This window comes from Kordiimonas gwangyangensis DSM 19435 = JCM 12864, from assembly GCF_000375545.1.
GTDB lineage: Bacteria > Pseudomonadota > Alphaproteobacteria > Sphingomonadales > Kordiimonadaceae > Kordiimonas > Kordiimonas gwangyangensis.
In genome coordinates this window covers 293,651-318,683 of the sequence record NZ_AQXF01000003.1, presented here as the reverse complement: position 1 = coordinate 318,683, position 25,033 = coordinate 293,651, and the positions used below count along the sequence as shown (strand labels likewise).

27 protein-coding genes are annotated in these 25,033 nt (G+C 56.9%); 9 read left to right on the top strand and 18 right to left on the bottom strand.

Annotation, left to right across the window (positions count from 1 at the left end; all coding sequences use genetic code 11):
• The first annotated feature begins 101 nt into the window (after positions 1-101).
• Both B150_RS0109755 and B150_RS0109750 read left to right on the top strand, forming a co-directional pair.
• Positions 102-1,394 (top strand): cystathionine gamma-synthase family protein, encoded by a 1,293-nt coding sequence (locus B150_RS0109755; RefSeq protein ID WP_025896378.1) that lies wholly within the window; start codon positions 102-104, stop codon positions 1,392-1,394.
• A 128-nt stretch (positions 1,395-1,522) separates the two neighbouring features.
• Positions 1,523-2,737 (top strand): glycosyltransferase family 61 protein, encoded by a 1,215-nt coding sequence (locus B150_RS0109750; protein ID WP_035921077.1) that lies wholly within the window; start codon positions 1,523-1,525, stop codon positions 2,735-2,737.
• On the opposite strand, the gene B150_RS0109745 is transcribed toward B150_RS0109750, so the two are convergent.
• The 4 genes from B150_RS0109745 to B150_RS0109730 form a co-directional block, all read right to left on the bottom strand.
• The gene (locus B150_RS0109745; RefSeq protein ID WP_020399731.1) at positions 2,734-3,207 is read right to left on the bottom strand and encodes a nuclear transport factor 2 family protein; all 474 of its coding nucleotides are present in this window, start codon (positions 3,205-3,207) and stop codon (positions 2,734-2,736) included. The two genes, B150_RS0109750 and B150_RS0109745, sit on opposite strands and share 4 nt — an antisense overlap.
• A 2-nt stretch (positions 3,208-3,209) precedes the next feature.
• Positions 3,210-4,781 (bottom strand): sensor histidine kinase, encoded by a 1,572-nt coding sequence (locus B150_RS0109740; protein WP_020399730.1) that lies wholly within the window; start codon positions 4,779-4,781, stop codon positions 3,210-3,212.
• Between the two features lie 96 nt (positions 4,782-4,877).
• Complete coding sequence (locus B150_RS0109735) at positions 4,878-5,297, bottom strand: VOC family protein (protein WP_020399729.1); 420 nt, start codon at positions 5,295-5,297, stop codon at positions 4,878-4,880.
• A gap of 33 nt (positions 5,298-5,330) precedes the next feature.
• Positions 5,331-5,798 (bottom strand): GAF domain-containing protein, encoded by a 468-nt coding sequence (locus tag B150_RS0109730; protein ID WP_020399728.1) that lies wholly within the window; start codon positions 5,796-5,798, stop codon positions 5,331-5,333.
• 150 nt (positions 5,799-5,948) lie between these two features.
• Here B150_RS0109730 and B150_RS0109725 point away from each other — a divergent pair, with 150 nt between their 5' ends.
• Positions 5,949-7,448, top strand: coding sequence for a PQQ-dependent sugar dehydrogenase (locus B150_RS0109725; RefSeq protein ID WP_020399727.1), 1,500 nt, complete (start codon positions 5,949-5,951; stop codon positions 7,446-7,448).
• 54 nt (positions 7,449-7,502) lie between these two features.
• Here the strand turns inward: B150_RS0109725 and asnB are convergent, their stop codons facing one another.
• From asnB to B150_RS20445, 4 genes are all read right to left on the bottom strand, one after another.
• Positions 7,503-9,539 (bottom strand): asparagine synthase (glutamine-hydrolyzing), encoded by a 2,037-nt coding sequence (gene asnB / locus B150_RS0109720; RefSeq protein ID WP_020399726.1) that lies wholly within the window; start codon positions 9,537-9,539, stop codon positions 7,503-7,505.
• A gap of 56 nt (positions 9,540-9,595) precedes the next feature.
• Positions 9,596-10,687, bottom strand: coding sequence for an aspartate/ornithine carbamoyltransferase family protein (locus B150_RS0109715; RefSeq protein ID WP_020399725.1), 1,092 nt, complete (start codon positions 10,685-10,687; stop codon positions 9,596-9,598).
• 109 nt (positions 10,688-10,796) lie between these two features.
• The gene (locus B150_RS0109705; protein WP_020399723.1) at positions 10,797-12,242 is read right to left on the bottom strand and encodes a sodium:solute symporter family protein; all 1,446 of its coding nucleotides are present in this window, start codon (positions 12,240-12,242) and stop codon (positions 10,797-10,799) included.
• 3 nt (positions 12,243-12,245) lie between these two features.
• Positions 12,246-12,641 carry a hypothetical protein gene (locus B150_RS20445; RefSeq protein WP_020399722.1) on the bottom strand — a complete coding sequence of 132 codons (396 nt, stop codon included), beginning with the start codon at positions 12,639-12,641 and terminating at the stop codon, positions 12,246-12,248.
• 205 nt (positions 12,642-12,846) lie between these two features.
• Here B150_RS20445 and B150_RS0109695 point away from each other — a divergent pair, with 205 nt between their 5' ends.
• Together B150_RS0109695 and B150_RS0109690 are read left to right on the top strand one after the other, a co-directional pair.
• The gene (locus B150_RS0109695; RefSeq protein WP_020399721.1) at positions 12,847-14,079 is read left to right on the top strand and encodes a Zn-dependent hydrolase; all 1,233 of its coding nucleotides are present in this window, start codon (positions 12,847-12,849) and stop codon (positions 14,077-14,079) included.
• Entirely contained in the window at positions 14,079-14,627 is a 549-nt protein-coding gene (locus B150_RS0109690; protein ID WP_020399720.1) for a MarR family winged helix-turn-helix transcriptional regulator, read from the top strand. Before B150_RS0109695 ends, B150_RS0109690 begins: the two co-directional genes overlap by 1 nt.
• 6 nt (positions 14,628-14,633) lie before the next feature.
• Here the strand turns inward: B150_RS0109690 and B150_RS0109685 are convergent, their stop codons facing one another.
• Positions 14,634-15,701, bottom strand: coding sequence for an alpha/beta hydrolase (locus B150_RS0109685; RefSeq protein ID WP_026168302.1), 1,068 nt, complete (start codon positions 15,699-15,701; stop codon positions 14,634-14,636).
• 182 nt (positions 15,702-15,883) lie between these two features.
• On the opposite strand from B150_RS0109685, the gene B150_RS0109680 reads away from it, so the two are divergent.
• Positions 15,884-16,237, top strand: a complete 354-nt coding sequence (locus B150_RS0109680; protein WP_020399718.1) for a GFA family protein — start codon at positions 15,884-15,886, stop codon at positions 16,235-16,237.
• Positions 16,238-16,324: 87 nt separating this feature from the next.
• Positions 16,325-16,762, top strand: coding sequence for an SRPBCC family protein (locus B150_RS20440; RefSeq protein WP_020399717.1), 438 nt, complete (start codon positions 16,325-16,327; stop codon positions 16,760-16,762).
• Between the two features lie 32 nt (positions 16,763-16,794).
• Here the strand turns inward: B150_RS20440 and B150_RS22365 are convergent, their stop codons facing one another.
• On the bottom strand, positions 16,795-17,247 hold the full coding sequence (locus B150_RS22365) for a hypothetical protein (RefSeq protein ID WP_020399716.1): 453 nt from the start codon (positions 17,245-17,247) through the stop codon (positions 16,795-16,797).
• Positions 17,248-17,374: 127 nt separating this feature from the next.
• Here B150_RS22365 and B150_RS0109665 point away from each other — a divergent pair, with 127 nt between their 5' ends.
• Together B150_RS0109665 and B150_RS0109660 are read left to right on the top strand one after the other, a co-directional pair.
• On the top strand, positions 17,375-17,710 hold the full coding sequence (locus B150_RS0109665) for an ArsR/SmtB family transcription factor (RefSeq protein WP_020399715.1): 336 nt from the start codon (positions 17,375-17,377) through the stop codon (positions 17,708-17,710).
• Between the two features lie 4 nt (positions 17,711-17,714).
• Entirely contained in the window at positions 17,715-18,416 is a 702-nt protein-coding gene (locus B150_RS0109660; RefSeq protein ID WP_020399714.1) for an HAD family hydrolase, read from the top strand.
• Positions 18,417-18,423: 7 nt separating this feature from the next.
• Here B150_RS0109660 and ureG read toward each other — a convergent pair whose 3' ends face one another.
• From ureG to B150_RS0109615, 8 genes are all read right to left on the bottom strand, one after another.
• Positions 18,424-19,047, bottom strand: coding sequence for an urease accessory protein UreG (ureG, locus tag B150_RS0109655; RefSeq protein WP_020399713.1), 624 nt, complete (start codon positions 19,045-19,047; stop codon positions 18,424-18,426).
• Positions 19,044-19,724 carry an urease accessory protein UreF gene (locus B150_RS0109650; protein WP_020399712.1) on the bottom strand — a complete coding sequence of 227 codons (681 nt, stop codon included), beginning with the start codon at positions 19,722-19,724 and terminating at the stop codon, positions 19,044-19,046. Before B150_RS0109650 ends, ureG begins: the two co-directional genes overlap by 4 nt.
• Positions 19,702-20,220 carry an urease accessory protein UreE gene (gene ureE / locus B150_RS0109645; protein ID WP_020399711.1) on the bottom strand — a complete coding sequence of 173 codons (519 nt, stop codon included), beginning with the start codon at positions 20,218-20,220 and terminating at the stop codon, positions 19,702-19,704. Before ureE ends, B150_RS0109650 begins: the two co-directional genes overlap by 23 nt.
• A 9-nt stretch (positions 20,221-20,229) precedes the next feature.
• Entirely contained in the window at positions 20,230-21,945 is a 1,716-nt protein-coding gene (ureC, locus tag B150_RS0109640) for an urease subunit alpha (RefSeq protein ID WP_020399710.1), read from the bottom strand.
• Positions 21,945-22,253: an urease subunit beta gene (locus B150_RS0109635; RefSeq protein WP_020399709.1), complete on the bottom strand. Its 309-nt coding sequence runs from the start codon at positions 22,251-22,253 to the stop codon at positions 21,945-21,947. The genes ureC and B150_RS0109635 overlap by 1 nt, the downstream gene beginning before the upstream one ends.
• Positions 22,254-22,264: 11 nt before the next feature.
• Positions 22,265-22,567, bottom strand: a complete 303-nt coding sequence (locus B150_RS0109630) for an urease subunit gamma (RefSeq protein WP_020399708.1) — start codon at positions 22,565-22,567, stop codon at positions 22,265-22,267.
• Positions 22,568-22,583: 16 nt separating this feature from the next.
• Positions 22,584-23,441, bottom strand: coding sequence for an urease accessory protein UreD (locus B150_RS20430; RefSeq protein WP_238322465.1), 858 nt, complete (start codon positions 23,439-23,441; stop codon positions 22,584-22,586).
• A gap of 493 nt (positions 23,442-23,934) precedes the next feature.
• Positions 23,935-24,978, bottom strand: a complete 1,044-nt coding sequence (locus tag B150_RS0109615) for an oxidoreductase (RefSeq protein ID WP_026168300.1) — start codon at positions 24,976-24,978, stop codon at positions 23,935-23,937.
• Positions 24,979-25,033: the final 55 nt, after the last annotated feature.

Below are 25,033 nucleotides of genomic sequence, written 5' to 3'. Positions count from 1 at the left end.
CCATTCCAGAATCAGGTTGCAGGGGGGCTTTTTTAAGGGCACAACAGCGCAAAAGATATTCCATTATAATGGAAAAGAAAAACTTCACGAAGGAAGCCCCAATGACTGTCAGCCGTAAGAATTACCGCAAAAAAACGATCGGCAATCACCGCCTGAGCCCTGAAACACAGATGATGGGATATGGCTATGACCCAGCCCTCTCCGAAGGTGCCCTGAAGCCACCTGTGTTCATGACCTCCACTTTTGTGTTCGAGAGCGCGAAACACGGTAAAGAATTTTTCGAGCTGGCATACGGCAAGCGCCAGGCAGCCGAGGGTGAAGAGCCCGGCCTGATCTATTCCCGCATCAACAACCCGGACCTTGAAGTGCTTGAGGATCGCCTCGCCCTTTGGGAAGACGCGGAAAAAGGCCTGACCTTTTCAAGCGGCATGGCGGCGATTTCCACGTGCCTGTGGTCCTACCTGCGCCCGGGTGATGTGATTGTATATTCGGCGCCAATCTATGGCGGCACTGAGTTCCTGATCCGCAACATCCTGCCCGAATTTGGCATCAAGTCGGTCGAGTTCGCCGCAGGCGGCGACAAGCCGACCCTCGCGCCCGCAATCGAGGCAGCCAAGAAGCTAGGCCGCGTCGCGGTGATTTATACCGAGACACCGGCAAACCCAACGAACGGCCTGATTGACCTGCATTGCTGCCGCGACCTTGCGGACAAGCTGGGCGAGGAAACCGGCCACCGCCCGGTCATCATGACCGACAACACATTCCTTGGTCCCGTATGGCAAAAACCGCTGGAGCACGGCGCAGACATCGTCATCTACTCGCTGACCAAATATGTCGCCGGTCACTCTGACGTGGTGGCCGGTGCCGCAGTCGGCAACATGACGGCAATGGCACCGGTGATGGGCTTCCGCACAATCCTTGGCACCATGTGCGACCCGCACACCGGTTGGCTGATCATGCGCTCGCTCGAAACCCTCAAGCTGCGCATGACAGCAGCGGCAGAGAACGCCAAGAAAATCGCCGAATTCCTGCGCGATCACCCGAAGGTCAGCAAGGTGCACTACCTTGGTTTCCTGCGCGAGGATGAACCCGCATACCGCATCTTCAAGGAACAGTGCGCGGGCGCGGCTGGCTCCACATTCGCGTTTGACATCGACGGCGATGAGGCAGCAGCTTTCCGTGTGCTTGACAGCCTGCAGATCATCAAACTGGCCGTCAGCCTTGGCGGCACCGAAAGCCTGATGGAGCATCCGTTTGCGATGACCCATGCTGACGTGCCGGACGATGTGAAACGCCGCCTTGGTATTACAGAGAGCATGCTACGCATTTCCGTCGGCATCGAGAATGTGGACGACCTCATCGCCGACCTCGCACAGGCTTTGAGTGCGGCATAAATCGCAGCCGATAGCTGAATAGAAAAGGCCCCATCCGGGGCCTTTTTGCATTTTGGTCCAACAAGTAAGATTGTACGGCTCGTCCGCATTGGCTAAGACTGATGCAAATCCAATTTGCAGGGCAGCTTATGTTTGACTTTCTTCGACGCGACTGGCGACAAACCTTAGAGCTTGAAGACGCCTGCATATACCCGCAAACTGACGACAGCCGCCCCCCAAGGGTGCGGGGTGGTGTGCGCCACAAAGACCTGCCCCGCGCTTTCCACCATGTTAGCCAACTGAACCGGCAAGCACTTGGTACGGACCACGACTGGCTTAATAGCCAGCCCATGCCAACGACAAGACTGGAAGGGCATGGCCTTTTTGGTGGCACCTTTTTCAATCACTACGGGCACTTCATGGCCGAAAGCCTGCATCGCCTGTGGGCTTGGCATGAGGGCGCCGGGCGTTACGACTATATCGCCATCGTACCTCATGTAGATAAACCGCACGTCAAAACGTCAACTGATGGTCTTCTCGGCTTCCAGAGGCAGGCGCTTGAATATCTGGCCATACCGCTCGACAAACTGCGTTTGATCAAGTCACCGGTGGTCGCGGAACACCTGACAGTACCAGCACAAGCCAGCATCTTTGGCCAGCGCCGCGCGCGTGCCAAAGGCTACACCGCTTTCATGGCGGAACGCGAAGCGCAGTTTTTTGCACGCTATCAGCCGGCAACCATTACACCGCCAGAACGCATATATGTCAGCCGCTCGCCCTATCTTTCGCGCGGCAGTTATGCGGGCGAACGTTATGTCGAACAGATGTTGGCGGAAGACGGCTATTATATCCTACGGCCAGAGACCATGCCGCTTGCCGAACAGCTTCACTACTACCGCCATGCAAAACAGATTGTCTTTGCTGAGGGCAGCGCAATCCATACCACGGAACTATTGGGCACATTTGATGCCGAGGTGGTGGTGATTCTGCGCAGGCGAAACACCTACCGGCAGTGGGTCCCGCTCCTGCACAAGCGCTGTGACCGTCTGGCAGTGTTCAAGGATGCCGCAACCTTGCCCCATCTTGCCGTCAAGAGAGACGGCGCGCCTGCCGGCAGCCTGTCTCTTACGGTTATTGAGCCTGGCTCGCTTGCCAAGTTCTTGCAGGCGAAAGGCTTTACCCGCAATAATAATTTTGATGAGCGTGCCTTCTGGCAAATGGAAGCGGCGGATGTTGCGCGCTATTTGCTGACGATTAGGCTGAACCACACGTTCGCGAACGGCATGATGGAAGCAAACCTGAAAGCATTCCGGCAGGCTTTGCAGCAGCGACCAAACCCCTACCTCAAGGATACACCGCTTTAGGGCTGGGCATACCGGGCCATGACACTTGCACGGTAAGTTCTGCAATCACCTTCATGCTGCACGTCAATGCCGTGAACGATACGCCAGCCGTCGGTGATCTTTACCATGGTGAACTGGTTGACGCCGCAGCCCACAAGCTCATCTTTCATGTAGATCACAAACGGCGCCGATACAGTGGCAAAGCCGGGACCGCCATAAAAAGTCTCAACGCCAAAAACGAGCTCATCGACATCACCCGCATCCAGCGTATCCACCCAAGCTGACCACTTCTCGAAACTGTCTTCCCTGAGCGTACCGTCTGCTGCGAGGCGTTGAAGTGGCGCACCTTCATTCACAAGTGCGCGGATAGCCGCACCATCGCCCGCGCGCATGGCATCAAACAGCTCGTTGACCACATCTTCAGGTGTTGTTTCGGCAAGAGTGGGCGCTGACATGATCATGCCTGCAAGTAACGCGAACACTGCGCGCATATTCAAGCTCCTTTGAGGATGCGTTCGGCCGGTAGCACAATGGTGAAGGTGGTGCCTTTATCGACTTCACTTTCAAGCAGGATGTCACCACCATGCATGTCAATGAACGCCTTCACAAGCGATAGGCCAAGGCCGGTACCTTCGTGGCTGCGGCTCAGTGCAGAGGCAGAGCGCATGAACGGCGAGAAGACGAGCTCCTGCTCTTCTTTCGGGATACCAATGCCGTTATCGGACACCTGAATGCGCATCTGGCCATCAGCATCCATCATGGCGCTCATGCTCACATTGCCGCGGCCTTCAGGCGTAAACTTCACCGCGTTCGACAGCAGATTGAGCACGCTCTGTTTGAGGCGCAGACGGTCGCCGTTCACCTGCGGCAGGTCTTCCGGCACATCGACCGAGACTTTCAGGCTCTTCTGAGTTGCCTGGCCGGAAATCAGCGCATGGCTCTCATGGAACAGCTTGACCATGTCCACATGTTCTTCTTCCATTTTGAACTGGCCGGCTTCGATTTTCGCGAGGTCAAGCACTTCACCCAAAACGTCAGAGAGATGCTCGCTCGAGGAGCGAATGTCCTGAAGATACTCACGGTATTTCTTGTGCCCGATGGGGCCAAACATCTGATCCGCCATAATGGACGAAAACCCGATGATAGCGTTAAGCGGCGTACGCAGCTCGTGGCTCACGTTCGCGAGGAACACGCTTTTCGCCCGGTTGGCCGCCTCCGCTTGTTCCTTGGTGACGATAAGCTCCATCGAGGTCTTTTTCGTACGCTCGACTTCCTGCTCCAGTTCCCATGACCGCTTGCGAAGCGCTTCCTCAGATGACGACAGCGCCTTGTTCGTCGAGCGCAGGTTATCAAGGAGAACCTGAACAGCGTCGAACGAGAGGTTGATCTGGCCAACGAGCAGGCCAAGCTCGTCTTTCTTGTGGCGGCGATGCACGCTGATACGCTGCTCGCCCGGATGCTCCGGGTTGATGCTCGAAATCTTCTCCACAATCTGCGCAAGCGGCTTTGTAAGCCCTTGGTGGAAGGCGAAATAGAGCAGCATCACAAGTAGAAGATTGCGCACGAAACCCGACAGGAATGTCGTCACCGCGCGCGAGAAAAAGGGCTGCAGGCCAACGGCGCGGTCAATAACAACACGCAAGCTACCCGGGCGTTCCGCCATCGTATCAGGAAGCGCGAGCGGGAAATTATAGGTTGCCGTATCGTTGATGAAATAGCGCGCGTAGTTCACGCTGGCTGTACCGAACGAACTGGTGTCACGCTGGTTGCCGGCGAGGACCGAGCCATGGTCATCGAGAATAGCAGCCTCGGCCACATACTCGTATTCCATGAGGCCGGAGACCACCTCCTGCGCCAGATCTGAATCAAGGATGAGCACCGCGCGGGTTGCTGCTTTTTCCGCAACCTGAAGGCTTTTATTCACCTTCTGCGCGAGAATGCCGCCCTCTTCGAGGTAGTCAAGATAGACCTGCCCTGCTGAAAGCACGAGCCCAACGGCAAAAGCAATCACCACCGCGGTGCGCGCAAGCTTGAACGAAATCCTGTCAGACCAATGAAGCTGCAAAGATTATCCCCTCACGTCACCCAGCCGTCCGACCATTGAGCATGGCAAGGATAAAAACTTTATTAATTTTAAGCATAAAAGTAACCGGGCCCCCTGTTACCACACCCCAGTGTTTTCCATACTGGCCCAAGGTTCTTTCGCTGGCAAGGCCTCACCGCGTTGCAGCAGCTCAATTGAGATATTATCCGGACTGCGCACAAAGGCCATGCGACCGTCGCGCGGCGGTCGGTTAATGATCACGCCGCCGTCCATAAGCCTTTGACACGCCTCGTAAATATCGTCTACAGCATAGGCCAGATGACCAAAATTGCGACCACCGGAATATTCTTCCGGGTCCCAGTTGTAGGTCAACTCGACTTGTGCGTCCTCGTCGCCAGGAGCCGCCAGGAACACAAGGGTGAAGCGGCCCGCAGGCACGTCCTTGCGGGCGACTTCCCGAAGCCCCAGCTTGTCACAGTAAAAATCAAGCGATGCGTCAAGGTCGGTCACACGGACCATGGTGTGCAAATATTTCATCTATCTTGCTCCGTGATGAGTGGGTCTCAGGGCCTAAGCCGCGAAAATTTTTGCCATTAAGGCTTCAAGATACTCTTTGTCAGTCGCATCAAAAGCGGAAAACTGGGTCGAATCCACATCGAAAACCGCGATCAATTCGCCTGCGCGGTCAAAAACCGGCACCACGATCTCGGAATTGCTGCGGCTGTCGCAGGCAATATGGTTCGCGAGCGCATGCACATCTTCCACCACCTGCGTCTCACGAGTGGCGGCTGCGGTGCCGCAAACACCCTTGCCGAACGCGATGCGCAGGCAGCCAAGTGTGCCCTGATAGGGGCCGACGATCAGCTCATTCGCTTTCTCAGGGTCCACGACATAAAAGCCGGTCCAGAAGTAGCGGTCGGGGAATGCTTGTGACAGCAGGCACGAAATGGTCGCCATTTGTGCTGTGCGGTTATGCTCGCCATCCAGCACGGCTTCAATTTCCGCCAGCACGGTTTCATATTGTTCGCGTTTATCCATCACACACCTGTTAGCTGAATGTTGCTGATTTTCACTAGGCCTTAGCGCCTCACGCGCGCACTGTCCAGCAATGCACGGGCCTTTGCCTCATTTGTGTACTATATTCCCGGTATATAAGGGGAAATGGGATCAAATATCCGGAGGGCTAGTATGTTGCGGAAAATTCTCATCGGTTTGTTGGCGATTGTCATTCTGGCGGCGGTCGGCATCTGGATCTGGTGGCCTAAAAACCTTGTGGTCAACGGCCCAGTGCTTGATTTCATCACCGGAAGGCAAGCTGATACCCCGGCAGAAAAAACCGTCGAGAGCCGCTTCAAACTGCCTGACGGTTTCAAAATTGGCATTTTCGCCGCTGACGTGCCGCACGCCCGCATGATGCGGGTGACAGAGGCAGGCGACATTCTGGTCACCAGCATGCGCGAAGGCAACGTGTACCTATTGCACCGCGACGAGGACGGCGACGGCAAATCCGATGGCCGCACCCTGCTGTTCTTCGGGCTTAACGTGCCGCACGGCCTCGCGCTCCATGACGGGTACATCTATGTGGCGGAGACGGACCGCATCCTGCGCGCGCGCTTCAACCCTGAAACCCGGATCGCTGGTTCATTAGAGCTGGTGTTCAGCGGCTTGCCCGCTGGCGGCAACCACCGCACACGCACCATCGACTTCGGGCCTGACGGCATGCTCTATGTCACCACTGGTTCCAGTTGCAACGTGTGCATTGAGACCGAACAGTACCGCGCCACCATGCTGCGCATGACCCCGGACGGCGAGAACGCGCAGGTGTTCGCAACTGGCCTCAGGAACACGGTTGGTTTCGACTGGCAACCGGGCACCGGGGTGCTGTACGGCACCGATAATGGCCGTGACCTCTTGGGCGACGACACGCCGCACTGCGAACTTAACCGCATTGAAGAAGGCGCCGATTACGGCTGGCCCTATGCCTATGACGACCAAGTCCCCGACCCTGACTTCGGCAAAGGCAATGAAGACAAGGTGAAAGCCTCCCGCCCGCTCGCGCACGGCTTTGGTGCGCACGTGGCACCCCTTGGCATCAGGTTCCTTGACCCGAAGCTCGCGCCTGAAGGCTATGGTGATGTTGCGCTCGTTGCGCTGCATGGTTCATGGAACCGCAGCACGCTATCCGGCTACAAGGTGGTGGCGCTTCATATTTCCGAAGACGGCGATATTGAGGAGGAAGATTTCCTCACCGGGTTCGAGAAAGATGAAGACGTGATTGGCCGCCCGGTTGACGTGGCTCAAGGCCCGGACGGCTCAATTTATGTCTCTGACGACTATGCAGGTGTGATTTACCGCATTGGCTTTGGCGATATTGCTGTGGATACAGACACCATCAAAGCCGAAGCAGAACCTGCGCCCCAGTCACTGGAAGGCGAAGGGATTGAAGAAGCAGCGGCACAGGGCGCCATCCTGTATGCGGACCATAGCTGTGCTTCCTGCCATGACCCGGCGATGGCACCTGAAGGCACTCAGGCGAAAGTCCTCAAAGACCTTGGCGCACGCTATGACGTGGAAAGCCTGATGGCCCTCTTGGCGACACCTCCCAGCCCCATGCCCAAGCCGGACCTCACTGACGAGGAAAGGCGCGCGGTAGCGGTCTACTTGCTCACGCGTGAGGACACCGAATAAACAAAAAGCCCATCCAGACCGGATGGGCTTTTTTCCTGTCAAGGTTCGGGCGTATCAGCTTGCTGCGCGTTGCCCGGCTTCCGCTGACCAACCGAGCTCCTTCGCACGTTTTGCGGCGAGCGCAGGTATATCTGTCGCGATCAGGTTCTTGTGCAGAATTTGCACGCCCAGCATGTGGTTGATCACCGCGTCCAGCTGTACCTTGCGGGCGCGCGACGTAGCATCGCTCTGCGCTTCCTCGATCAGGTTTTTAACACCCTGTTTGTCCAGCAGGCCACTGGCGTCGAGTGCACTGTCGCTCAAGTGCTCGTCCGCCAGCCCCATCATGGCTTGCCATTTATCCTTGTTGGTCGTCGCAGGCGGCGCCATGAAGGCGAACTTTTCGCGCTCATACAGCGTTTTGGGCAGGAGGCCCTTCATCGCTTCCTTGAGCACATATTTTTCCTTGCGGTCCTTGATGCGGTGAAGCGGCGGAATTTTGACTGCCGTTTCCGCGAGATGGTGGTCAAGGAAGGCTGGCCGCGCCTCCATCGAATTGGCCATATCAACCCGGTCACCACCCCACGTGAGGATCTGCCCTTCAAGCATGGTTTTCGACCACACATATTGCGCGCGGTCGAGCGGATGGCGACCATCGAGCATGGTGCGGTCCAGCCGCTCGGCAATCGCGAGGCCCGGCTTATAGTCCGCGAGTAGCGCCGAACGGTCAGTATTCAAAACACCACGTGCGGTCTCCTCACAGCTAAGCCATGGCTGCAGGCAGCTAGGTGTGAAACCGATACGGTCGGTCAGGTACATGTCGTCATGTTCATCTGCCGCCAGCATGGCGCCAGTAAACAGTTTGTTGCTCTCGCCCAGCATGGATTGCCAGCTTGCGCGCTCGTTTGCGTCCAAATCTTCAAGGCCGTGCAGAAACAGGTCACGCCGGAAGGACGGGTAGCCGGCGAACAGCTCGTCCGAGCCCTCGCCAGTCACCACAACCTTATAGCCAGCGTCACGCACGTGTTGGCTCATCAGATATTTGGCAACAGCGAGCGTGTTGTAAATTGTGCGCTCTGCGTGCCAGACCGTCTTCTCGAAGTGACCATATAGCTGGTTGGCATCAAGGCGAAGGATGTCCTGGTCCGCCCCCGTGGCGGCCGCCATCTCCTGTGCGATTGGTGTTTCGTCATAGGCTTTATCAGTAAAGCCGATGGTGAAAGCCTTCACTGGGCCTTGGCGCATGGCGGCGGAGAGCCCGAGGATCGAGCAGCTATCCACCCCGCCGGAGAGGTAACAGCCAACCGGCACGTCAGCCTGCAGGCGCAGGCGTACGGCTTCTGTCAGCCCGTCGCGCACAGCCTCGATGCTGTCTTCCTCGTTCTTCTTGACCTTGTGATAGTCGGCATCAGGAAATTCAAAGTCCCAGTACGGGCGATCTTCAATCTGGTAGCCAAGGCCTTGGCGGCGGAAGGTCACGATGTGACCAGGCTTCACCTGCTTGATGCCTTCATAGGCCGTGGTGCCTGGCACCATCACCTGCATCAACTGGTGCAACAGCCCTTCATTATTGAAGCGGCGCGGCACGTCGGGGTGCGCCATCACAACCTTGATCTCGGAACCAAACACCACGCCCTGATCACTGGCATGATAATAAAGCGGCTTGATGCCAAAACGGTCCCGCACCAGATGGAGCGCGTCCTGCTTGGCGTCATAAAGCGCGAAGGCAAATTCCCCCCGCAGGCGACGCAGGGTTTCATCCAGCCCGAAGCGCGGCATCAGATGCAGGATGATCTCGCTATCGCTTTTGGTAGCGAAGCGGTCGCCGCGACTGGTGAGGTCGGTGCGGATACGCTGATAATCGTAGAACTCACCGTTGTGCGCCAACATCAGGGTGTCGTCGGCATTCCTGAATGGCTGCCGCGCGCGGTTCTCATTGAGGTCAATGATCGAGAGGCGAGCATGCGCAAAACCCACGCCCTTGCCTTCCATGACCTCGACACCAAAACCATCAGGCCCACGGTGATGCTGGATCGCAGCCATATTGGCCAAAATCTGCGCATTTACGGGGCGATTTTTCTCACGGTAGAAAATTCCGGCTATGCCACACATGTTACTCTCTGCTTTCTTCTTGTTTGTTCCAATGGGTCGCGCAAGTCTGCTGGTGGTCAGACGATATCCATCACCATCTCGGTGCGCTGCACCATGCAGGTGAGAAGCGCCATGCGCATGAAGACCGCGCCGCGGGCCTGCGCGAAGTACCAATTGTGCGGCGTGTTATCGAGCGACTTACAAAGCTCCTCACCACGTGCGAGCGGATGCAGCACAATGGCTGATGATTTGAGCGGCGAATTGGCATCGAGCTTGAGCGTTTTGCCCATCACCTCAAAGCCGTCTGCCACCCAGGCAATGGCGTTGATATAAACCACATCGAGCTCAGGCAGCTCCTCATTCAGGTTGCTGCTTTCGCGAATATTGAGACCCTCACGCATCAGGCCCTCGCGTTGGCCGGGGCCGTAGAGTTCCTCATCGGTACCGTCGTGGATCACCACTACTTCTTCAACGATAGAAGAGAAACGTGTCAGCAGTGTGAGGAAGCTGCGCACCGTACGCATGCGCTTCGGCACACCCACAATACCGATGCGGATTTTCTCGGTCGGCTCCTCCGCCAGAAGGCCCGGCTTCCATTTCATGATGGTGTAAAGGTCCGCGAGCGCCTGGGTTGGATGCTCGTCCGTACCGTTACCGGCATTGATGATAGGAATGCGAAGCGTGCGCATCATTTCCATCACCGAGTCTTCCTTGTTGTCGCGAAGCACAACACAGTCGCCGTAGTTGTTGAACATCTCCGCCACATCCGAGAGGCTCTCCCCCTTTGCGATACCAGTGGTGGAGCGGTCAGTGATCGACATGATGTCGCCACCCAGGCGGTGCCATGCACTCTCGAACGACAGGCGCGTGCGGGTGGAGGGCTCATAAAAAGCGCTGATCAGAAGTTTGCCCGCGAGCGGTTTGATCGGCACCGAAAAGCGCTCAGGGTTTGCTTCAAACTTTGCGGCAAGGCGGAAAAGCTGCAACAGGAGCGGGCGCTCGAATTGTGCAGCGCTTGCGATGTGGCTATTGGACAGCGCCTGCAGGAACTCATGCTCCTCGGTGATTGCTCGTAACAAGTCCTTTGGGGAAGCGTCGCCATAGACATCGGGGCGTGTGGGCTCAAACGTGGCCGCACCGTCAAAGATTGCTTTTTCTGCGCCTACCATAGCGATTTCTCCTGTACGTCGCGCCAAACCAGATAAATCAAAACAACAGGTGCTACGCATGTGAGCACAAGCGCAGGCACCACCAGGGCCTCAAGCCCGGCCGCGGAAATCATGAGACTTCTCCATCAGGGTTTGACCGGGCCTCGCTCAACTCAGCCCAGTCAAAGGTGGGTTTGCTCATCAGCGCAAAAAGCATGACGAGCATGGAAACGGCGGCGGACACAAGCGCCGCCACATAAAAGCCAATGGCAAAATAGGCATAAAGGCCGCTTGCGGTACCCAGCACCATGGCAAGGCTCGCCAGTGTGCCATTGCCTTTGCGGAACAGAAGGCCAACGGCGATGGGCCAGATGGTGCTGGCCACAAAGGCGCCGGTGAAGTGCAACAGGGACCCGAGCGTCGCCATCTTTGGCACACTCAGCACCCACGTGAGCGCACCAAGGCCGAGAATGATGGCAACCGCCGCTTTACGGAGTTCAGGGCCCGAGGCATTCTTGCGCAGGTGACCTTTGTAGATGTCCTTGACGATCAGATCGCTCGTTGCGGCAAGCACGCTATCAAGGCTTGAAGCAAGTGCCGCAAACACCACAACAAACACAAGGATTGCACCACCAAGGCCAAACAGTTTGCCCGCAACAAGTGGCGCCACCATGTCCGGCGACGGCACATTGATGCCAAGCGCCGGTGCCGCAAGCGCAATGAAGCCCGCCACAATCGGGATCGGCAGCCAGAACACTCCGGCAAGCGCATAGGCTTTCAAGCCTACGCCCGGCGCAAAAGCGAACGCCCGCGACCACCAGACGTTCGAGTGAAAGATCTCACCCACGCCAAAGAACAGGTTGTTGAACAGGAACATGATGGACGCTGGCAACAGCAGGTTCAGCAGCTCCGGCCGCTCGGTTTCAAGCTGCGCATGGATGGCGTCAAATCCAACCTCGTTGATGACCAGCACCGCAAGCGCGATGACGCCCAGAAGGATCAGTATGGTTTGCACAAAGTCTGTACCGATCACCGCTTTAAGCCCGCCAAACACGGTATAGAGCGTGCAGATGACGACGATGACCGTCATACCGTAGACGTAGGGGATACCACTGAGCGCATTGATCAGCAGTCCGCCCGCCATGCCAAGACTGATGAGCCAACCAAGGCTGTAGAAGAAGGAAATAACAAGGAAAATACGCCACGCCGTATTGCCGTAGCGCAAGCGAATGAAGTCCCCGCTTGTATAGCCTTCCGGCATCATCTCACGGATACGGCGCGCGAGCGGCGCGAACAGGATAAGCCCTACAGCACCAAGCGAATAACCGACCATGCCCCAGATACCAAGCTGGTAGGCGAGCTGCGGCGCGGTCATGGTGGTGTTGCTTGTCACCCACGTCGCCATGGCTGTTGCAACGGCGAACCCTATACCCACCTTACGGCCCGCCAGCATATAATCGTCAAGCGTGTCGTTATTACGCCCGAGCCGCCACCCAAGCCAGATCCACAACAGGGAAAAGAGGCCTATAATCAGCCAAGCATATGAGCTTGGCAGAACTGCGTCCGCATTCATCATGGATCACTGCTCCGCGTTGGTCGGGGAAATCTGTGGGATGGGTTTGCGGCTACCGCGCAGAAGCACACCGACAAGCGCCACGAACATGGCGGCACCGACAGCAAAGAAGGCCCAGGCACGGCTGAGCGGGTGGTGTGCAACGGTGAACGACATCGGATCTCCGACGAGTTGCCCGTCCGCTTTCAATCGGAAGGTGAAGTCGCCGTCGGCACGACCACTGAGCGTGGTTGCACGGTCAGGGCCGTCATACACAGGACGCCAATTGCCGGAGACATTTTCTTCCAGCACAAAGCTTTTGCCCTCGACATTTGGCCATGCAAGAGTTGCATAACCCGCTGTCAGGCCATTGTCCGAAATGATCAGATCATCTGCTTTAGCCGCAGTTAGCGGCGCAGCCAAAGATGACAAAATCATTACAGTTAAAACGAAACCATATGAGATAAGCGCGTGGATTATCCCGACCCTTTTTGCTTGTACCTCACCAAAAGCGACCTTTATTCGGTCGCAATCTACTGCAATACTATTTTGAATTCAAATTATTTGTTCCGCACAAAAATTCACTTATAAATGGCTCTGCGGAAAACCACCTTGGAGAGAGTTGTACATGCCAAATGTGTCAATAAAACGTATTGAACACGATCTTTTTAACCTTTCCCGTTTTGGCTATAACGAGAAAGACAAAGGCGTATATCGGCAGGGCTTCTCTGAGGCTGACATGGCAGCCCGCCAGTGGATGATGGAGCAATACGAGGCGAATGGCATGACCGCGCGCATGGACGGCGCAGGCAATGTCATCGGTCGCTATGGCGACATGGACAAGCCCGTGGTGATGATTGGCTCCCACCTCGATTCCGTGCCCGCAGGTGGCATTTTTGATGGCACCTTGGGCGTTATTGCGGGCCTCGAATGTGTGCGGGTTATCCGCGAGAACGACATCAAGCTTGATTACCCGATCGAGATCGTAGGGACGAGTGAAGAGGAAGGCCGTTTTGGCGGCATGTTAGGTGCGCAGGCACTGACCGGCACAGTCACCCTGCCCTGGCTTGAAAATGCGGCGGATGAAAATGGTGTCAGCTTGAAGGACGCGATGGCGGCGCACGGCCTCAATATCCATGACGTACTCCATGCCTACCGGCGCCCGGAGGACTTGAAAGCCTACCTGGAACTTCACGTTGAACAAGGGCCCGTGCTCGAGGCCAAGCGAAAATCCATCGGCGTGGTGGACGGCATTTCAGGCGTTTTCAAATGGATTGTTCGGTTGATTGGCAAAGCCGACCACGCGGGTACAGCCCCCATGGACATGCGCTCAGACGCCTTCCTCGGCCTCGCGGACTTTGCGCACGAAATTCAGCGCATCATTGACGAAGAGGGTACAGACAAGTCCCGCATCACCATTGGCCATGTGGCACTCAAACCCGGCTTTCCGCACACCGTGCCGGGTGAAGTGGACTTCACCATTGTGGGCCGCGACCTAGACCCCGTGGTGATGAAGGGCCTCGCGAATGCCTGCCGCCGTGTGCTTTCATCAATCGCCCGCAAGCATCGGCTGATGTTCGAATATGAGGAAATGAGCTGGCTTGAGCCGAAATACTGCAGCACAGGTATCGTTGATCTGATTGAGGAGAAAACCAAGGAACGCGGCTACAGCTACATGCGCATGCCGTCAGGCGCTGGGCATGACGTTCAGTTCTTCTCAGCCATCACCGAAGCGGGGCTCATTTTTGTGCCGAGCGTAGGCGGCGTGAGCCACGCGCCAGATGAACTCACCCACTGGTCCGATATCGAGAATGGCGCGAACGTGCTTCTGGACTGTGTACTCACTTTGGCGAGGGACTGATGCAACGGGATTGCACCAAGGAGCGTTTCCCGGTAATCCACGATAAAGCATCACAGCCGGACCCGGACGCCATGACAGATTATGACGATATCCTGATTTCAATCAGGCGCATCATGCGGGCAATTGACCTGCAATCGAAACGCCTTGTGAAACAGTCGGGGCTCACGGCACCGCAGCTTGTGGTGATGCAGTCGCTGAGGAAAGCGGGTAAAGCCTCGCCAACCCTTGTGGCAAAGGACGTGGCGCTCAGTCAGGCAACCATCACCTCAATTCTCGATCGGCTTGAAAAGGCGAAACTCGTCCGTCGGGAGCGTAGCGAAACCGACAAACGCATCGTCTACGCCTGCCTGACGGAAGAAGGGCAGCGACGCCTTGAGGAAGCCCCGGAACTGCTGCAAGCGGGCTTCCTACGCCAGTACCGCCAGCTCGCGGACTGGGAACGCGCCATGCTTGAAAGCTCGCTCAAGCGTATCGCCGCGATGATGGACGCCGAAGATCTGGACGCCTCGCCCATCCTGGATATTGGCGATATCGACAAGGTCAACTGACCGCATCTATTCGCGCGCCAGATGTTCCTTGAAGAAGGCAACAATCAGGTCATAAGCCTCCTGCGATTCCGGAATTTCCGCATCCATGAAGAAGGCGTGCCAGAAGCCGTCAAACAGATAAAGCTTTGAAGGCACTCCGGCGGCTGCCAAACGTCGGTGCATCACTGTGAGCCCACTTGCAGCAAAGTCGCGGCCACCGGCCAGCAGAAGCGTCGGTGGGAATTTGGCCAGCATGTCCGGATATTCGCCCGGAACCAACAATGGCCCCTTCTCATTAACGGATGAGAAATACGGTAAGCGCATCATGGTGAGCGGCACACCTGTTTCCGAAACTGGCGTGCCACCCGCATAAATCGGGTCAAGCTGCACACTGTCCCCGCCATAATCGACACCGGTGCCACAAAAGGTACCGATGGCACCAGGGGCTGGTGCACCCTTGTCGATAATCCACGCGGTTGCCTGTGCCGTCAGCGCCCCACCCGCAGAACAGCCGTAGATACCAATATGCGTGGCATCATACTGCTTCAGCATCTCGGTATAGACTGCATAAACGTCCTGTGAGCCAGCTGGGAAAACATGCTCAGGTGCCATCCGGTAGTCGACCGTCATCACACGGTAGCCTGAAAGGGCTGCAATCGGGATCGCCTCAACCAGCTCGCCACTGCCCGCGCCCCACATGAAGGCACCGCCATGCAGGTTGATGAGGAGCTTGTCTCTGTTGCCCTCAGTAACACCGCCCGCAGGCTCAACGATCATGACCGGGACGCCCGCAACCGTTTCCTTGCGCACATCAACGTCATACATTGTGCGCATAAGCTCCGCGCGCTTCGTGTTCATAGCATCATAAAAACTGCGCAACTTCTCGATGGGTTCCGAGAGCGCAAGACCGGGGGTCGACGTAATTTTATGCCAGTATGGGCCCGCGGCCTCACTCGCGAAATCAGACATCGGCATTTCAAAGGCAGGCACAGAGACTTTGCCATCCTCCTGAATTGGCCCATCATCAGCAAGACATACTGAACCCGCGCATCCAAGCAGGCCAGCCATCAGAAGTGATCTAAATCGCATGGTCATAAACGCTCTCCCCGTTACTCATCCTTGACCGATAGTGCCCGATGATTCTGAGCATTGCAAACGATTGCATATCATTTCAGCAACTCACCAACTTGTGTTTACGGGTGTGCCACAAGCCCCTTGCATCCATACGTCCAATTGCAACACTCTGGCCACCAAGATTTCAAAACAGCGAGGACACGATGGAACAGACATATAAAGGCAGCTGCCACTGCGGTGCAGTTTCCTACAAGGTAGAAACCGAACTCAAAGACGTTATTTCCTGCAATTGTTCGATCTGCGCCAAACGCGGGCATATTCTCGCTTTCGCGCCTGCTGCCAAGTTTGAACTGCTGAGTGGCAGTGATAATCTCACCGATTATCAGTTCGGGTCAGGCAATATTCATCACCTTTTCTGCAAAACCTGCGGGGTCAACAGCTTTGCTGAAGGCCATATGCCGGACGGCAGCGAAATGCGCGCAATCAATGTGCGCTGCCTTGAGGGTGTCGACATCGAGAGCCTTGAGGTCACGCCAGTGAACGGGAAAGACTTTTAGGTAGCCCAATCCACAAAATCAGACACGCCGGAGTGAGGAAAGCCCCAGCGTGCTTGTCTCCGAATATAGGAACAACCGAGTAGACTGATGACCATCAAAAGTGCTTCCGCCCATGTCCGGCATTCGTTTTCCGTGCCCGCGCACACTGTGTTTGATGCGTGGCTGGACCCGGACCTTCTCGGCAAATGGATGTTCCACCCCGGCATCCAGAATGAAGAAGTGGTCGATATTCATATCGACGGCAAAAAAGGAGGTGGATTCAAGTTTCGGGTAAAACGCGGCGACAGGGTGCATGAGTTCAAGGGTATCTACCTTGATATCACACGGCCCGAGCAGCTGGTCTTTACCTGGATATCAGAGACAGACCCGCGCAACACTGTGATTTCGGTCACCATTTCCAAAACCAGCAAGGGCTGCGACGTGGATGTGGTGCATGAACTGGGCGAAGTGGCGGATGAGATTATCCGCAAGGTAGAAGCCCGCTGGCAGGCGGAGCTGGGTGCGCTGTCGACCACCCTGAACTGAACGGAGCGCCCCGCCTGCCTTCCCGGAGGGAACTAACGACCCACTTTTGATGCAGCAAGCGCGATGGGGATTGCCACAAGGCAGGTGTGCGCAAACATTGCGCCGAGGATGTGCCAGCCCATCGGCGGCCGCCCCGGCACGGCAAGCGAAAGCGGCACCACCACGTAATTCATGATGAAATAGAGCATCACACCGTATGCGGCACCGGCAATGACCGGCTTCTCGGTAAGCACCGGAAACAGTTTGGACGCGAGATTGTAGGCAATCGCCATCAGTATGGTCATAAAGAAATGGAGCCCGAGCCCCAGTAGGCCAGACGGCACCCCGCCCTTATAGGCCTCCGCCCCCTGCACCCCACTCGCGACCGACTGCAGGATAACAATTGGTTTGATACCCCGTGTTACAAAGTGAACGGTGATCGCGTAAGTGATGTCCAGTGCCCCCGCAATACCGCCCCCGATGAAAATAGCTGCAATCTGTTTCATATTGCCTCCCTGCTGCTATAAGATACCAAGCGGGAGCGTCGTCCCGCTTGGCCCGGCCATGCCCGCAGGGGATGGTTGCGAACATAACAGGTTTTCATTATATTAACCCATAAGGGTGAATTTATAGATGATTGTGAAAGAGTCAACACTCGATCAAACTTTGATCGCACTTGCAGATCCGACACGGCGCGCAATTTTGCAGCAACTGTCGGAAGGCGAAGCGCGCGTGACCGAAATCGCTGCGCCCTTTGATATCTCGCTGAACTCTGTCTCCAAGCATATCCGCATTCTGGAGCGCGCCAATCTGGTCAAACGCCGCAAGAATGGCCGTGAACACCTGCTGAGCCTTGTGCCCGAACCGCTTGACGAAGCCGCAGAATGGATCGAGAGCCACCGCAACCTCTGGGCTGCACGCCTGAACGAGCTTGAAAAGCTTTTGAGCGCCAAAGAAACACACGAGTAGACTTGTGGGCAAACTCTCTACCATCGGCTTCGACGCGGACGACACACTCTGGGAAAACGAACAGTTCTTCAAACTGACCGAAGAACGTTTTCAGGAACTGCTTGCAAGCTATATCGAAGCAGAGGACGCCTCCGCGCGGCTTCTGGAGGCGCAGCGGCGCAACCTCGGGCGCTACGGCTTCGGCATAAAGGGTTTCATGCTGTCGATGGTGGAAACCGCGATCGACGCCACGGACGGCCATGTGCCGGCGGCGACCATCGGCCAAATCCTTGAGGCCGGGCGCGACATGCTTTCGCACCCTATCGAGCTTCTGGACGGCGTACAGGAAACGCTGGAAATGCTGGCGCCGGATTACCGCCTTGTGCTCATCACCAAAGGGGACCTGTTCGACCAGGAACGCAAGCTGGCGCAAAGCGGCCTTGGTGAGATGTTCGACGGGGTGGAGATCGTCAGCAATAAAACAGCCGCGACCTATGACCGCATTTTCAACTATTATGGCGACGGCACACGATCAGCCATGATGGTAGGCAACTCGCTCAAGTCTGACGTCTTGCCCGCGATTGAGGTAGGAAGCTGGGGCGTGTTCATCCCCCATGAGCTGACATGGGTAATCGAACACGCCGAAAAGCCCGAAGGCGAACCCCGCTTCAAACAGATTGCAGACCTCGGCCAGTTGCCAGACCTGATCGCCTCACTGCAGGTGTAAATTTGGCCTAGACCTGGCGAAGCCCGCCGGTTTTGACGATAAAGTCAGCGACCTCCGCAACACCTTTGCCTGCCCTGATGTTCGTGAAGATGAACGGACGTTCTCCGCGCATTTTCCGGCTGTCCCGGTCCATGACCGAAAGGTCCGCGCCCACATATTGCGCGAGGTCGATCTTGTTGATGACCAGAAGGTCGGACTTGGTGATGCCCGGCCCGCCCTTGCGCGGGATTTTGTCTCCCGCGCACACGTCAATCACATAGATGGTGATGTCGGCCAACTCGGGCGAAAAAGTTGCTGCAAGATTATCGCCGCCGCTTTCAATAATCACCATCTCAAGGTCGGGGAACCGGCCGCTCATTTCCCTCACCGCCGCCATATTGATGGAAGCATCCTCGCGGATGGCGGTGTGCGGGCAACCGCCTGTCTCCACCCCCATGATGCGTTCCACAGGCAACGCGCCGGAGCGCGTGAGAAATTCCGCATCTTCCTTGGTGTAGATATCGTTGGTGATGGCCGCCACCGAATAGCTATCGCGCATATGTTTACACAGCGCGTCCGTCAACGCGGTCTTGCCGGAACCAACCGGCCCACCGATACCCACCCGCAAGGGGCCGTGATGCGATACAGTCATGACCTGAATAACCTCGTATATTGTGTTTCATGTTTCATCGATGCGATGTCCGCCATAAAGGCGGTCGTCGCCAGATTGTCTGGTGTTGTGTCCTTTGCCTCAATCACGGCTTCCGCCATCACGGCTTCAAGGGCGGCTGTAATCAATTGCCCGTCAGTCTGACCGAGAGGGATGAGCCGCACAGCCGCGGAGACCAAGTTGGCCGCGAACGCATGCAGGTAAGCCTCGAGCACCTGATCAAGCGCAATGCCTGCACCTTTGGCCGCCACACCAACCACCACCGGGTAAGCGTATGGGCCAGACCAAACCGCAGTCAGACGTTCAAGCGCGGCTTCCGGCCACGCCTTTTGCGTCATCTCAAGAAACGCCGCGCCCTGCATTTCGCTTTCGAGCGCCAGTTCTGCCGTCGGCGTGAAGGCGATAGCCAACTCAGCAACCTCAGCCAGCTCGGCTTCAGCTTCATAGGCCGCCTTCAGAAGCACAGCATCACTGAAACCACCACCATGGCGAAGGGTAGCCGCAACCCAAGCCTCAGTGCTCAACCGGTCCGTCACCCAGCCCACATCCACCGCATGCTCCAGCCCATGGCTATAGGTATAGGCCCCGACCGGATAGGATGGGGACAGCCATGTCATAAGGCGGTATAACGCGCGCTCAGTGGTGATGGTGGTGGTCATGGCCGTGCTCGTGGTCATGGTCGTGATGGTGACTGTGGACCTTGGTATGCCCGCCGCCCGAATAGGCGCCACCTTCAGGATTAAAGGGAGCCTCGATGATGGTCGCAGCAGCGCCCAGCCCTTCGACCATATCAAGGATCACTTTATCATATCGGATGCGTAATGACCCTTCCATGATCTCGGTTGCAAGATGCCGGTTACCAAGATGCCAAGCTGTGCGCAACAGCGCATGCGGGCTTTCGCAGCGGATCTCGATAAGCTTTTCAGGCGCTGCAACCACCTCAATCAACTGGTCGCCGTCCGCCAGCAATGCGTCACCTGTTTGTAGCAGGATCGCTTCCTTGAGGCTCAGGAGGATTTCCCGGCCCTTCTCGCTTGTCAGCATGATACGCCGCCTGAAACGGTCATCATACGATAACACGACGCGGTCAGTGGCAGTTCCGTGCCATGTACCCTTGCTCAAAACTTCGTTCGCGGTGAGATGCTGGTGTGCCATTGGTGTGCCTCAATACATGAAATAGCGCTGCGCCATCGGCAACACGTCCGCCGGTTCGCAAGTAATGAGTTGCCCGTCCGCCTTGACCTCATAGGTCTCCGGGTCCACGCTGACGTCAGGCAGCAGGCTATTGTGGATCATCGCGCTTTTGCTCGCCTTCGCGCCACGCGTATCCTCAACCGCTAACAACGCCTTCTGCAAACCAAGCTCGCCAGCGAGGTCACCTTCAAGCGATGCGCCAGACACAAAGGTCACCGCACTTGCCGTCAGGCTGCGGCCAAAGGCACCAAACATGGGCCGGTAATGCACCGGCTGCGGTGTCGGGATGGAGGCATTCGGGTCCCCCATCAACGCGGCCGCAATGGTGCCCATCTTCAAGACCATATCCGGCTTCACACCAAAGAAGGCTGGCGACCACAGCACGAGGTCCGCAAGTTTGCCAACCTCGACCGAGCCAATATGCTTCGACATGCCATGCGCAATGGCCGGATTGATGGTGTATTTGGCGATGTAACGTTTGACACGGAAATTATCGTTGTCGCCCGTTTCTTCCGTGAGCCGCCCGCGCTGACGTTTCATCTTGTCCGCAGTTTGCCACGTGCGGATGACCACTTCGCCCACGCGCCCCATGGCCTGGCTGTCTGACGCGATGATCGAAAACGCGCCCATGTCATGCAGCACATCTTCTGCGGCGATGGTTTCCTTCCGGATGCGGCTTTCGGCAAAAGCGATATCCTCAGGGATACTGGGGTCAAGGTGGTGGCACACCATCAGCATATCCAGGTGTTCATCTACCGTGTTCCGGGTGTAAGGCCGCGTGGGGTTGGTGGAGGACGGAATGAAATTCTCGAACCCCACCACCTTGATGATATCAGGCGCGTGACCGCCGCCTGCGCCTTCAGTATGGAACGCGTGGATGGTGCGGCCCGCAATCGCCTTGATCGTATCCTCCACAAAGCCGCTTTCATTAAGCGTATCTGTGTGGATCATCACCTGAATGTCCATCGCGTCCGCGACCGAGAGGCAGCAATCGATGGCGGCAGGTGTCGTCCCCCAGTCTTCATGCAGTTTGAGGGCACAGGCCCCCGCCCTGATCTGTTCCTCAAGCGCACCCGGCGTGCTGGCGTTGCCCTTGCCCGCAAAGGCAAGGTTCATCGGGAAGGCCTCCGCCGCCTGCAGCATGCGCGCAATGTGCCACGGCCCCGGCGTGCAAGTGGTGGCGTTGGTCCCCGTCGCTGGCCCCGTACCGCCGCCAAGCATGGTAGTAACACCGGACATCAAGGCTTCCTCGATCTGCTGCGGGCAGATGAAATGGATGTGGGCATCAAACCCGCCCGCCGTCAGGATTTTACCTTCGCCTGCAATCGCTTCTGTACCGGGGCCGATGATGATATCAACACCCGGCTGCACATCGGGGTTACCAGCTTTGCCGATGGCGGCGATACGGCCATCCTTGAGGCCCACATCCGCCTTGATGATGCCGGTATGGTCGATGATCAACGCATTGGTGATGACGGTATCCACCGCGCCGTCCGCGCGGGAGATTTGTGATTGCCCCATGCCGTCACGGATCACCTTGCCGCCACCAAATTTCACCTCATTGCCGTAGGTGGTGAAATCCTTCTCCACCTCAACAAACAGGTCAGTGTCCGCAAGGCGCACCTTGTCCCCGACCGTGGGCCCGAACATGGCGGCATAGTCGCCGCGTTTCATGCGGTAAGCCATCAGTCCAGCCCTCCCATCACCTTACCCTGAAATCCGTAAACCCTGCGAGCGCCCGTAAATGGTACCAGCTTGACCGTGCGTTCCATGCCGGGCTCAAAACGCACAGCGGTGCCAGCCGGGATATCAAGCCGCATGCCGCGCGCGGTAGCCCGGTCGAAGACCAGCGCGTCATTCATTTCAAAAAAATGATAGTGGCTACCCACTTGCACCGGACGGTCGCCGGTGTTGGCAACACTCAGCTCAATCGTGTCCAGGCCTTCATTGAGGACCAGATCACCGCCGCCTGCAATAATTTCACCGGGTATCATTCTGGCCTCCTTCAGCGGATCGGTTCATGAACGGTCACGAGCTTGGTGCCGTCCGGGAATGTGGCCTCGACCTGCACTTCATGGATCATCTCCGGCACCCCTTCCATCACCTGTTCGCGCGTCAGCACAGTAGCGCCAGCGGCCATCAGGTCCGCCACAGTGCGACCGTCACGTGCGCCTTCGAGCACAAAGTCGGAAATCAGCGCCACGGCCTCAGGGTAATTCAGTTTCACGCCGCGCTTAAGGCGGCGCTCCGCCACCATAGCGGCGACGCTGATCAGCAGTTTGTCTTTCTCTCGTGGGGTGAGATTCATCAGCTTCTTCCTAAAATCAGAAAATCCAGCGGGACAGAACGGGCGACGCCATGCCCCGATCTGCATCAAGTGCGGCGATAGCTTTCATCATGGTTGCGCGCACATCGCTTGGGTTGGCGTCAGCAATGCGCGCAATCAACAATTCGCCCCTTAAGGTGCAGCCCGCCGCACACGCCACGCCGTCAAAACACTCCCGTAAAATTTCGCGCTTCGCAGCACATCCGGGCCCGATATAAAAGAGCGTCGCGATGGCTGTCGCACCTTGCAGCCGCGCAGCAGAGGCTTGTGGGGTGGCAATATCGCCACCGAGCCGAAAGCCGTCAGCAAACACGAGGCGGCCAGCATGCTTTATCCGCCAACGGTCAAACAGAGAAAGACTGTCCACCGCCTCACCCCGCGCGACGCGACCAAACACGGTCATCTCCGCCATCAGGCATGTGGCGCCCTCAGCGATATCCACATCGTAAGTGCGGGCCAGCGAGCCACCATCAAACACGATTGTTTCCTGCGGCAACCAGTAGAGACACGCACCGGCCCCAACCGCCATACGGTTTGAGACTTTGGCCGGGTCATCAATATTCGCGGCCTTATAGACACGTTCCGCAGCCTGCGTCGTCAACACCACTTGCGTGCCGTCAGTCAGTGCAATGTCAGTATCCAGACAGTCCCCATCGGCAATGCCACCCGTGGTATTGATGAGAACGCCGGTTTTATAACGGTTCGCAAACTGGCGCGGGAAACGCGCCTTGAGGCAACCTTGCTGATACAGGTCGCCAAGCCCAGTTTGGCCCGCACGGGTACGAAAGCCAAGCGTCAGCTTACCAACCGCGCGCTCAAGCCGTGCGGGACTTTTGGGTAAAATATGACGAGGCACACCCAAGGGCGTTACCCTTTGCCTACTGCCTTCATCTTAACAACTTGTCGGCGCCTCAGGCGCATGACCAATAAGGCTGCAGCAACTGCGGCGACCACAAGCGCAACATGGAAAGGCTCGCTTACCAGATGTTTGAGTGCAGCTAAAAGGTCAAAATGCTGGTGATCACCGGCATGCGCGAGCGCGGGCGATGAAAGGGCAAAAGAAACGAGAGAAAAAACCGAGAATTTCATCAGAACACCTATCATTTGGACATAAAATCAGCCCCGATGCCGTGCATCAGGTTTCCTGGTCACAAATCACAGTGTTTCCGAAAACAGGGCCTGCGTCGCACGTTACTGTGCGCCCCAAAACCTTCATTATTTCGCGGAAAAGCCTGCCTTTTTCTTATGTGTGCAGTCTCAACCACCCTTCTCTGAGTTCATGATGGGAAAACAGGTAGCGGATCGTCAACCGAAATTTTGTTGCTGCACAGGGCGGAGGCCGCCTGCCGCTACGCATCCTTGGGCACTGAAAGCGGAATAGTGCGGCCGGTCTCTGAGCTCTCCCGCGCGATCTCAAGGAGGCGCAGCACCGTGAGTGCCTGAGAGGCAGTCACCGGCGGCTCCCCGCCCGAGGCAATACTGTTGGCCAGTGCGTAATAATAGCCCTGATAGCCACCCGTCACGCTCTCAACCGGCTCGGAGCCCTGCGCTGTGTAAAGTTGACCATAGTCAGCCGGGTCTTCCGCTGCCCATATGGCTCCATTTGGCTGGATACCTTCACGCAAGCGCGCCTCTTGCGGATCGAGGCCATATTTAACGTAATTGCCCGCTTCCCCTTCGACTTTATAGCGGAGATTTGGCGCCGCACAGAATGGACTTGAGACCAGCACGGCAAGCATGCCGTCATAGTGCAAGGTAAGCCGGAACATGTCGTCGCTGCGAGCACCCGCACGCGCCATCATAACCTGCGCTGTCAGTGCCTTTGGCATGCCAAAGAGTGTCAGCGTCTGGTCAACAAGGTGGGGGCCAAGGTCAAACAGAATGCCACTACCCTCACCGTCACTTTCGCGCCACGTGTCGCGCACGACGGGGCGGAAACGGTCAAAATGGGTTTCGAAATACCGAACAGGCCCAAGCTTGCCTTCGCTGATCAATTTCTGAACAGTGAGGAAATCTCCGTCCCAGCGGCGGTTGTGATAGATGCTCAGCACACGTTTGTTTTCAGCCGCGAGCTTGATCAGGGCGTCACCATCCTCAAGACGCGTCACAAAAGGCTTCTCCACCACAACATGTTTGCCCGCCCGCAGTGCTGCGGCGGAGAGCGGAAAGTGTGCATGGTTGGGTGCCGTGTTAATGATGAGATCAAGACCATCGTCTGCAATCATCGCCTCAGGGTCTGCATATATGCGCGCATCCGGCCAGTCCGCTGCCGCTTCTTCCACACGCGAGGTACTGATGGCCTTCACCTCAAACGCATCGAGCGCTTTCAGGAATGGCAGGTGAAACACCTTCGCCGATAGGCCGTACCCGATTACCCCTGCCCTTATTGTCATGCGCCTGTACTCCTGATGATCACCCACACCCTATGTCGCAAAATTTGCCGCCACT

Excerpts from the sequence above, each read along its gene's own strand:
- B150_RS0109755 (WP_025896378.1), top strand. The coding sequence starts at position 102 with ATGACTGTCAGCCGTAAGAATTACCGCAAAAAAACGATCGGCAATCAC.
- B150_RS0109750 (WP_035921077.1), top strand. The coding sequence starts at position 1,523 with ATGTTTGACTTTCTTCGACGCGACTGGCGACAAACCTTAGAGCTTGAA.
- B150_RS0109745 (WP_020399731.1), bottom strand. The coding sequence starts at position 3,207 with ATGCGCGCAGTGTTCGCGTTACTTGCAGGCATGATCATGTCAGCGCCC.
- B150_RS0109735 (WP_020399729.1), bottom strand. The coding sequence starts at position 5,297 with ATGAAATATTTGCACACCATGGTCCGTGTGACCGACCTTGACGCATCG.
- B150_RS0109730 (WP_020399728.1), bottom strand. The coding sequence starts at position 5,798 with ATGGATAAACGCGAACAATATGAAACCGTGCTGGCGGAAATTGAAGCC.
- B150_RS0109725 (WP_020399727.1), top strand. The coding sequence starts at position 5,949 with ATGTTGCGGAAAATTCTCATCGGTTTGTTGGCGATTGTCATTCTGGCG.
- asnB (WP_020399726.1), bottom strand. The coding sequence starts at position 9,539 with ATGTGTGGCATAGCCGGAATTTTCTACCGTGAGAAAAATCGCCCCGTA.
- B150_RS0109715 (WP_020399725.1), bottom strand. The coding sequence starts at position 10,687 with ATGGTAGGCGCAGAAAAAGCAATCTTTGACGGTGCGGCCACGTTTGAG.
- B150_RS0109705 (WP_020399723.1), bottom strand. The coding sequence starts at position 12,242 with ATGATGAATGCGGACGCAGTTCTGCCAAGCTCATATGCTTGGCTGATT.
- B150_RS0109695 (WP_020399721.1), top strand. The coding sequence starts at position 12,847 with ATGCCAAATGTGTCAATAAAACGTATTGAACACGATCTTTTTAACCTT.
- B150_RS0109690 (WP_020399720.1), top strand. The coding sequence starts at position 14,079 with ATGCAACGGGATTGCACCAAGGAGCGTTTCCCGGTAATCCACGATAAA.
- B150_RS0109685 (WP_026168302.1), bottom strand. The coding sequence starts at position 15,701 with ATGACCATGCGATTTAGATCACTTCTGATGGCTGGCCTGCTTGGATGC.
- B150_RS0109680 (WP_020399718.1), top strand. The coding sequence starts at position 15,884 with ATGGAACAGACATATAAAGGCAGCTGCCACTGCGGTGCAGTTTCCTAC.
- B150_RS20440 (WP_020399717.1), top strand. The coding sequence starts at position 16,325 with ATGACCATCAAAAGTGCTTCCGCCCATGTCCGGCATTCGTTTTCCGTG.
- B150_RS22365 (WP_020399716.1), bottom strand. The coding sequence starts at position 17,247 with ATGAAACAGATTGCAGCTATTTTCATCGGGGGCGGTATTGCGGGGGCA.
- B150_RS0109665 (WP_020399715.1), top strand. The coding sequence starts at position 17,375 with ATGATTGTGAAAGAGTCAACACTCGATCAAACTTTGATCGCACTTGCA.
- ureG (WP_020399713.1), bottom strand. The coding sequence starts at position 19,047 with ATGACTGTATCGCATCACGGCCCCTTGCGGGTGGGTATCGGTGGGCCG.
- B150_RS0109650 (WP_020399712.1), bottom strand. The coding sequence starts at position 19,724 with ATGACCACCACCATCACCACTGAGCGCGCGTTATACCGCCTTATGACA.
- ureE (WP_020399711.1), bottom strand. The coding sequence starts at position 20,220 with ATGGCACACCAGCATCTCACCGCGAACGAAGTTTTGAGCAAGGGTACA.
- ureC (WP_020399710.1), bottom strand. The coding sequence starts at position 21,945 with ATGGCTTACCGCATGAAACGCGGCGACTATGCCGCCATGTTCGGGCCC.
- B150_RS0109635 (WP_020399709.1), bottom strand. The coding sequence starts at position 22,253 with ATGATACCCGGTGAAATTATTGCAGGCGGCGGTGATCTGGTCCTCAAT.
- B150_RS0109630 (WP_020399708.1), bottom strand. The coding sequence starts at position 22,567 with ATGAATCTCACCCCACGAGAGAAAGACAAACTGCTGATCAGCGTCGCC.
- B150_RS0109615 (WP_026168300.1), bottom strand. The coding sequence starts at position 24,978 with ATGACAATAAGGGCAGGGGTAATCGGGTACGGCCTATCGGCGAAGGTG.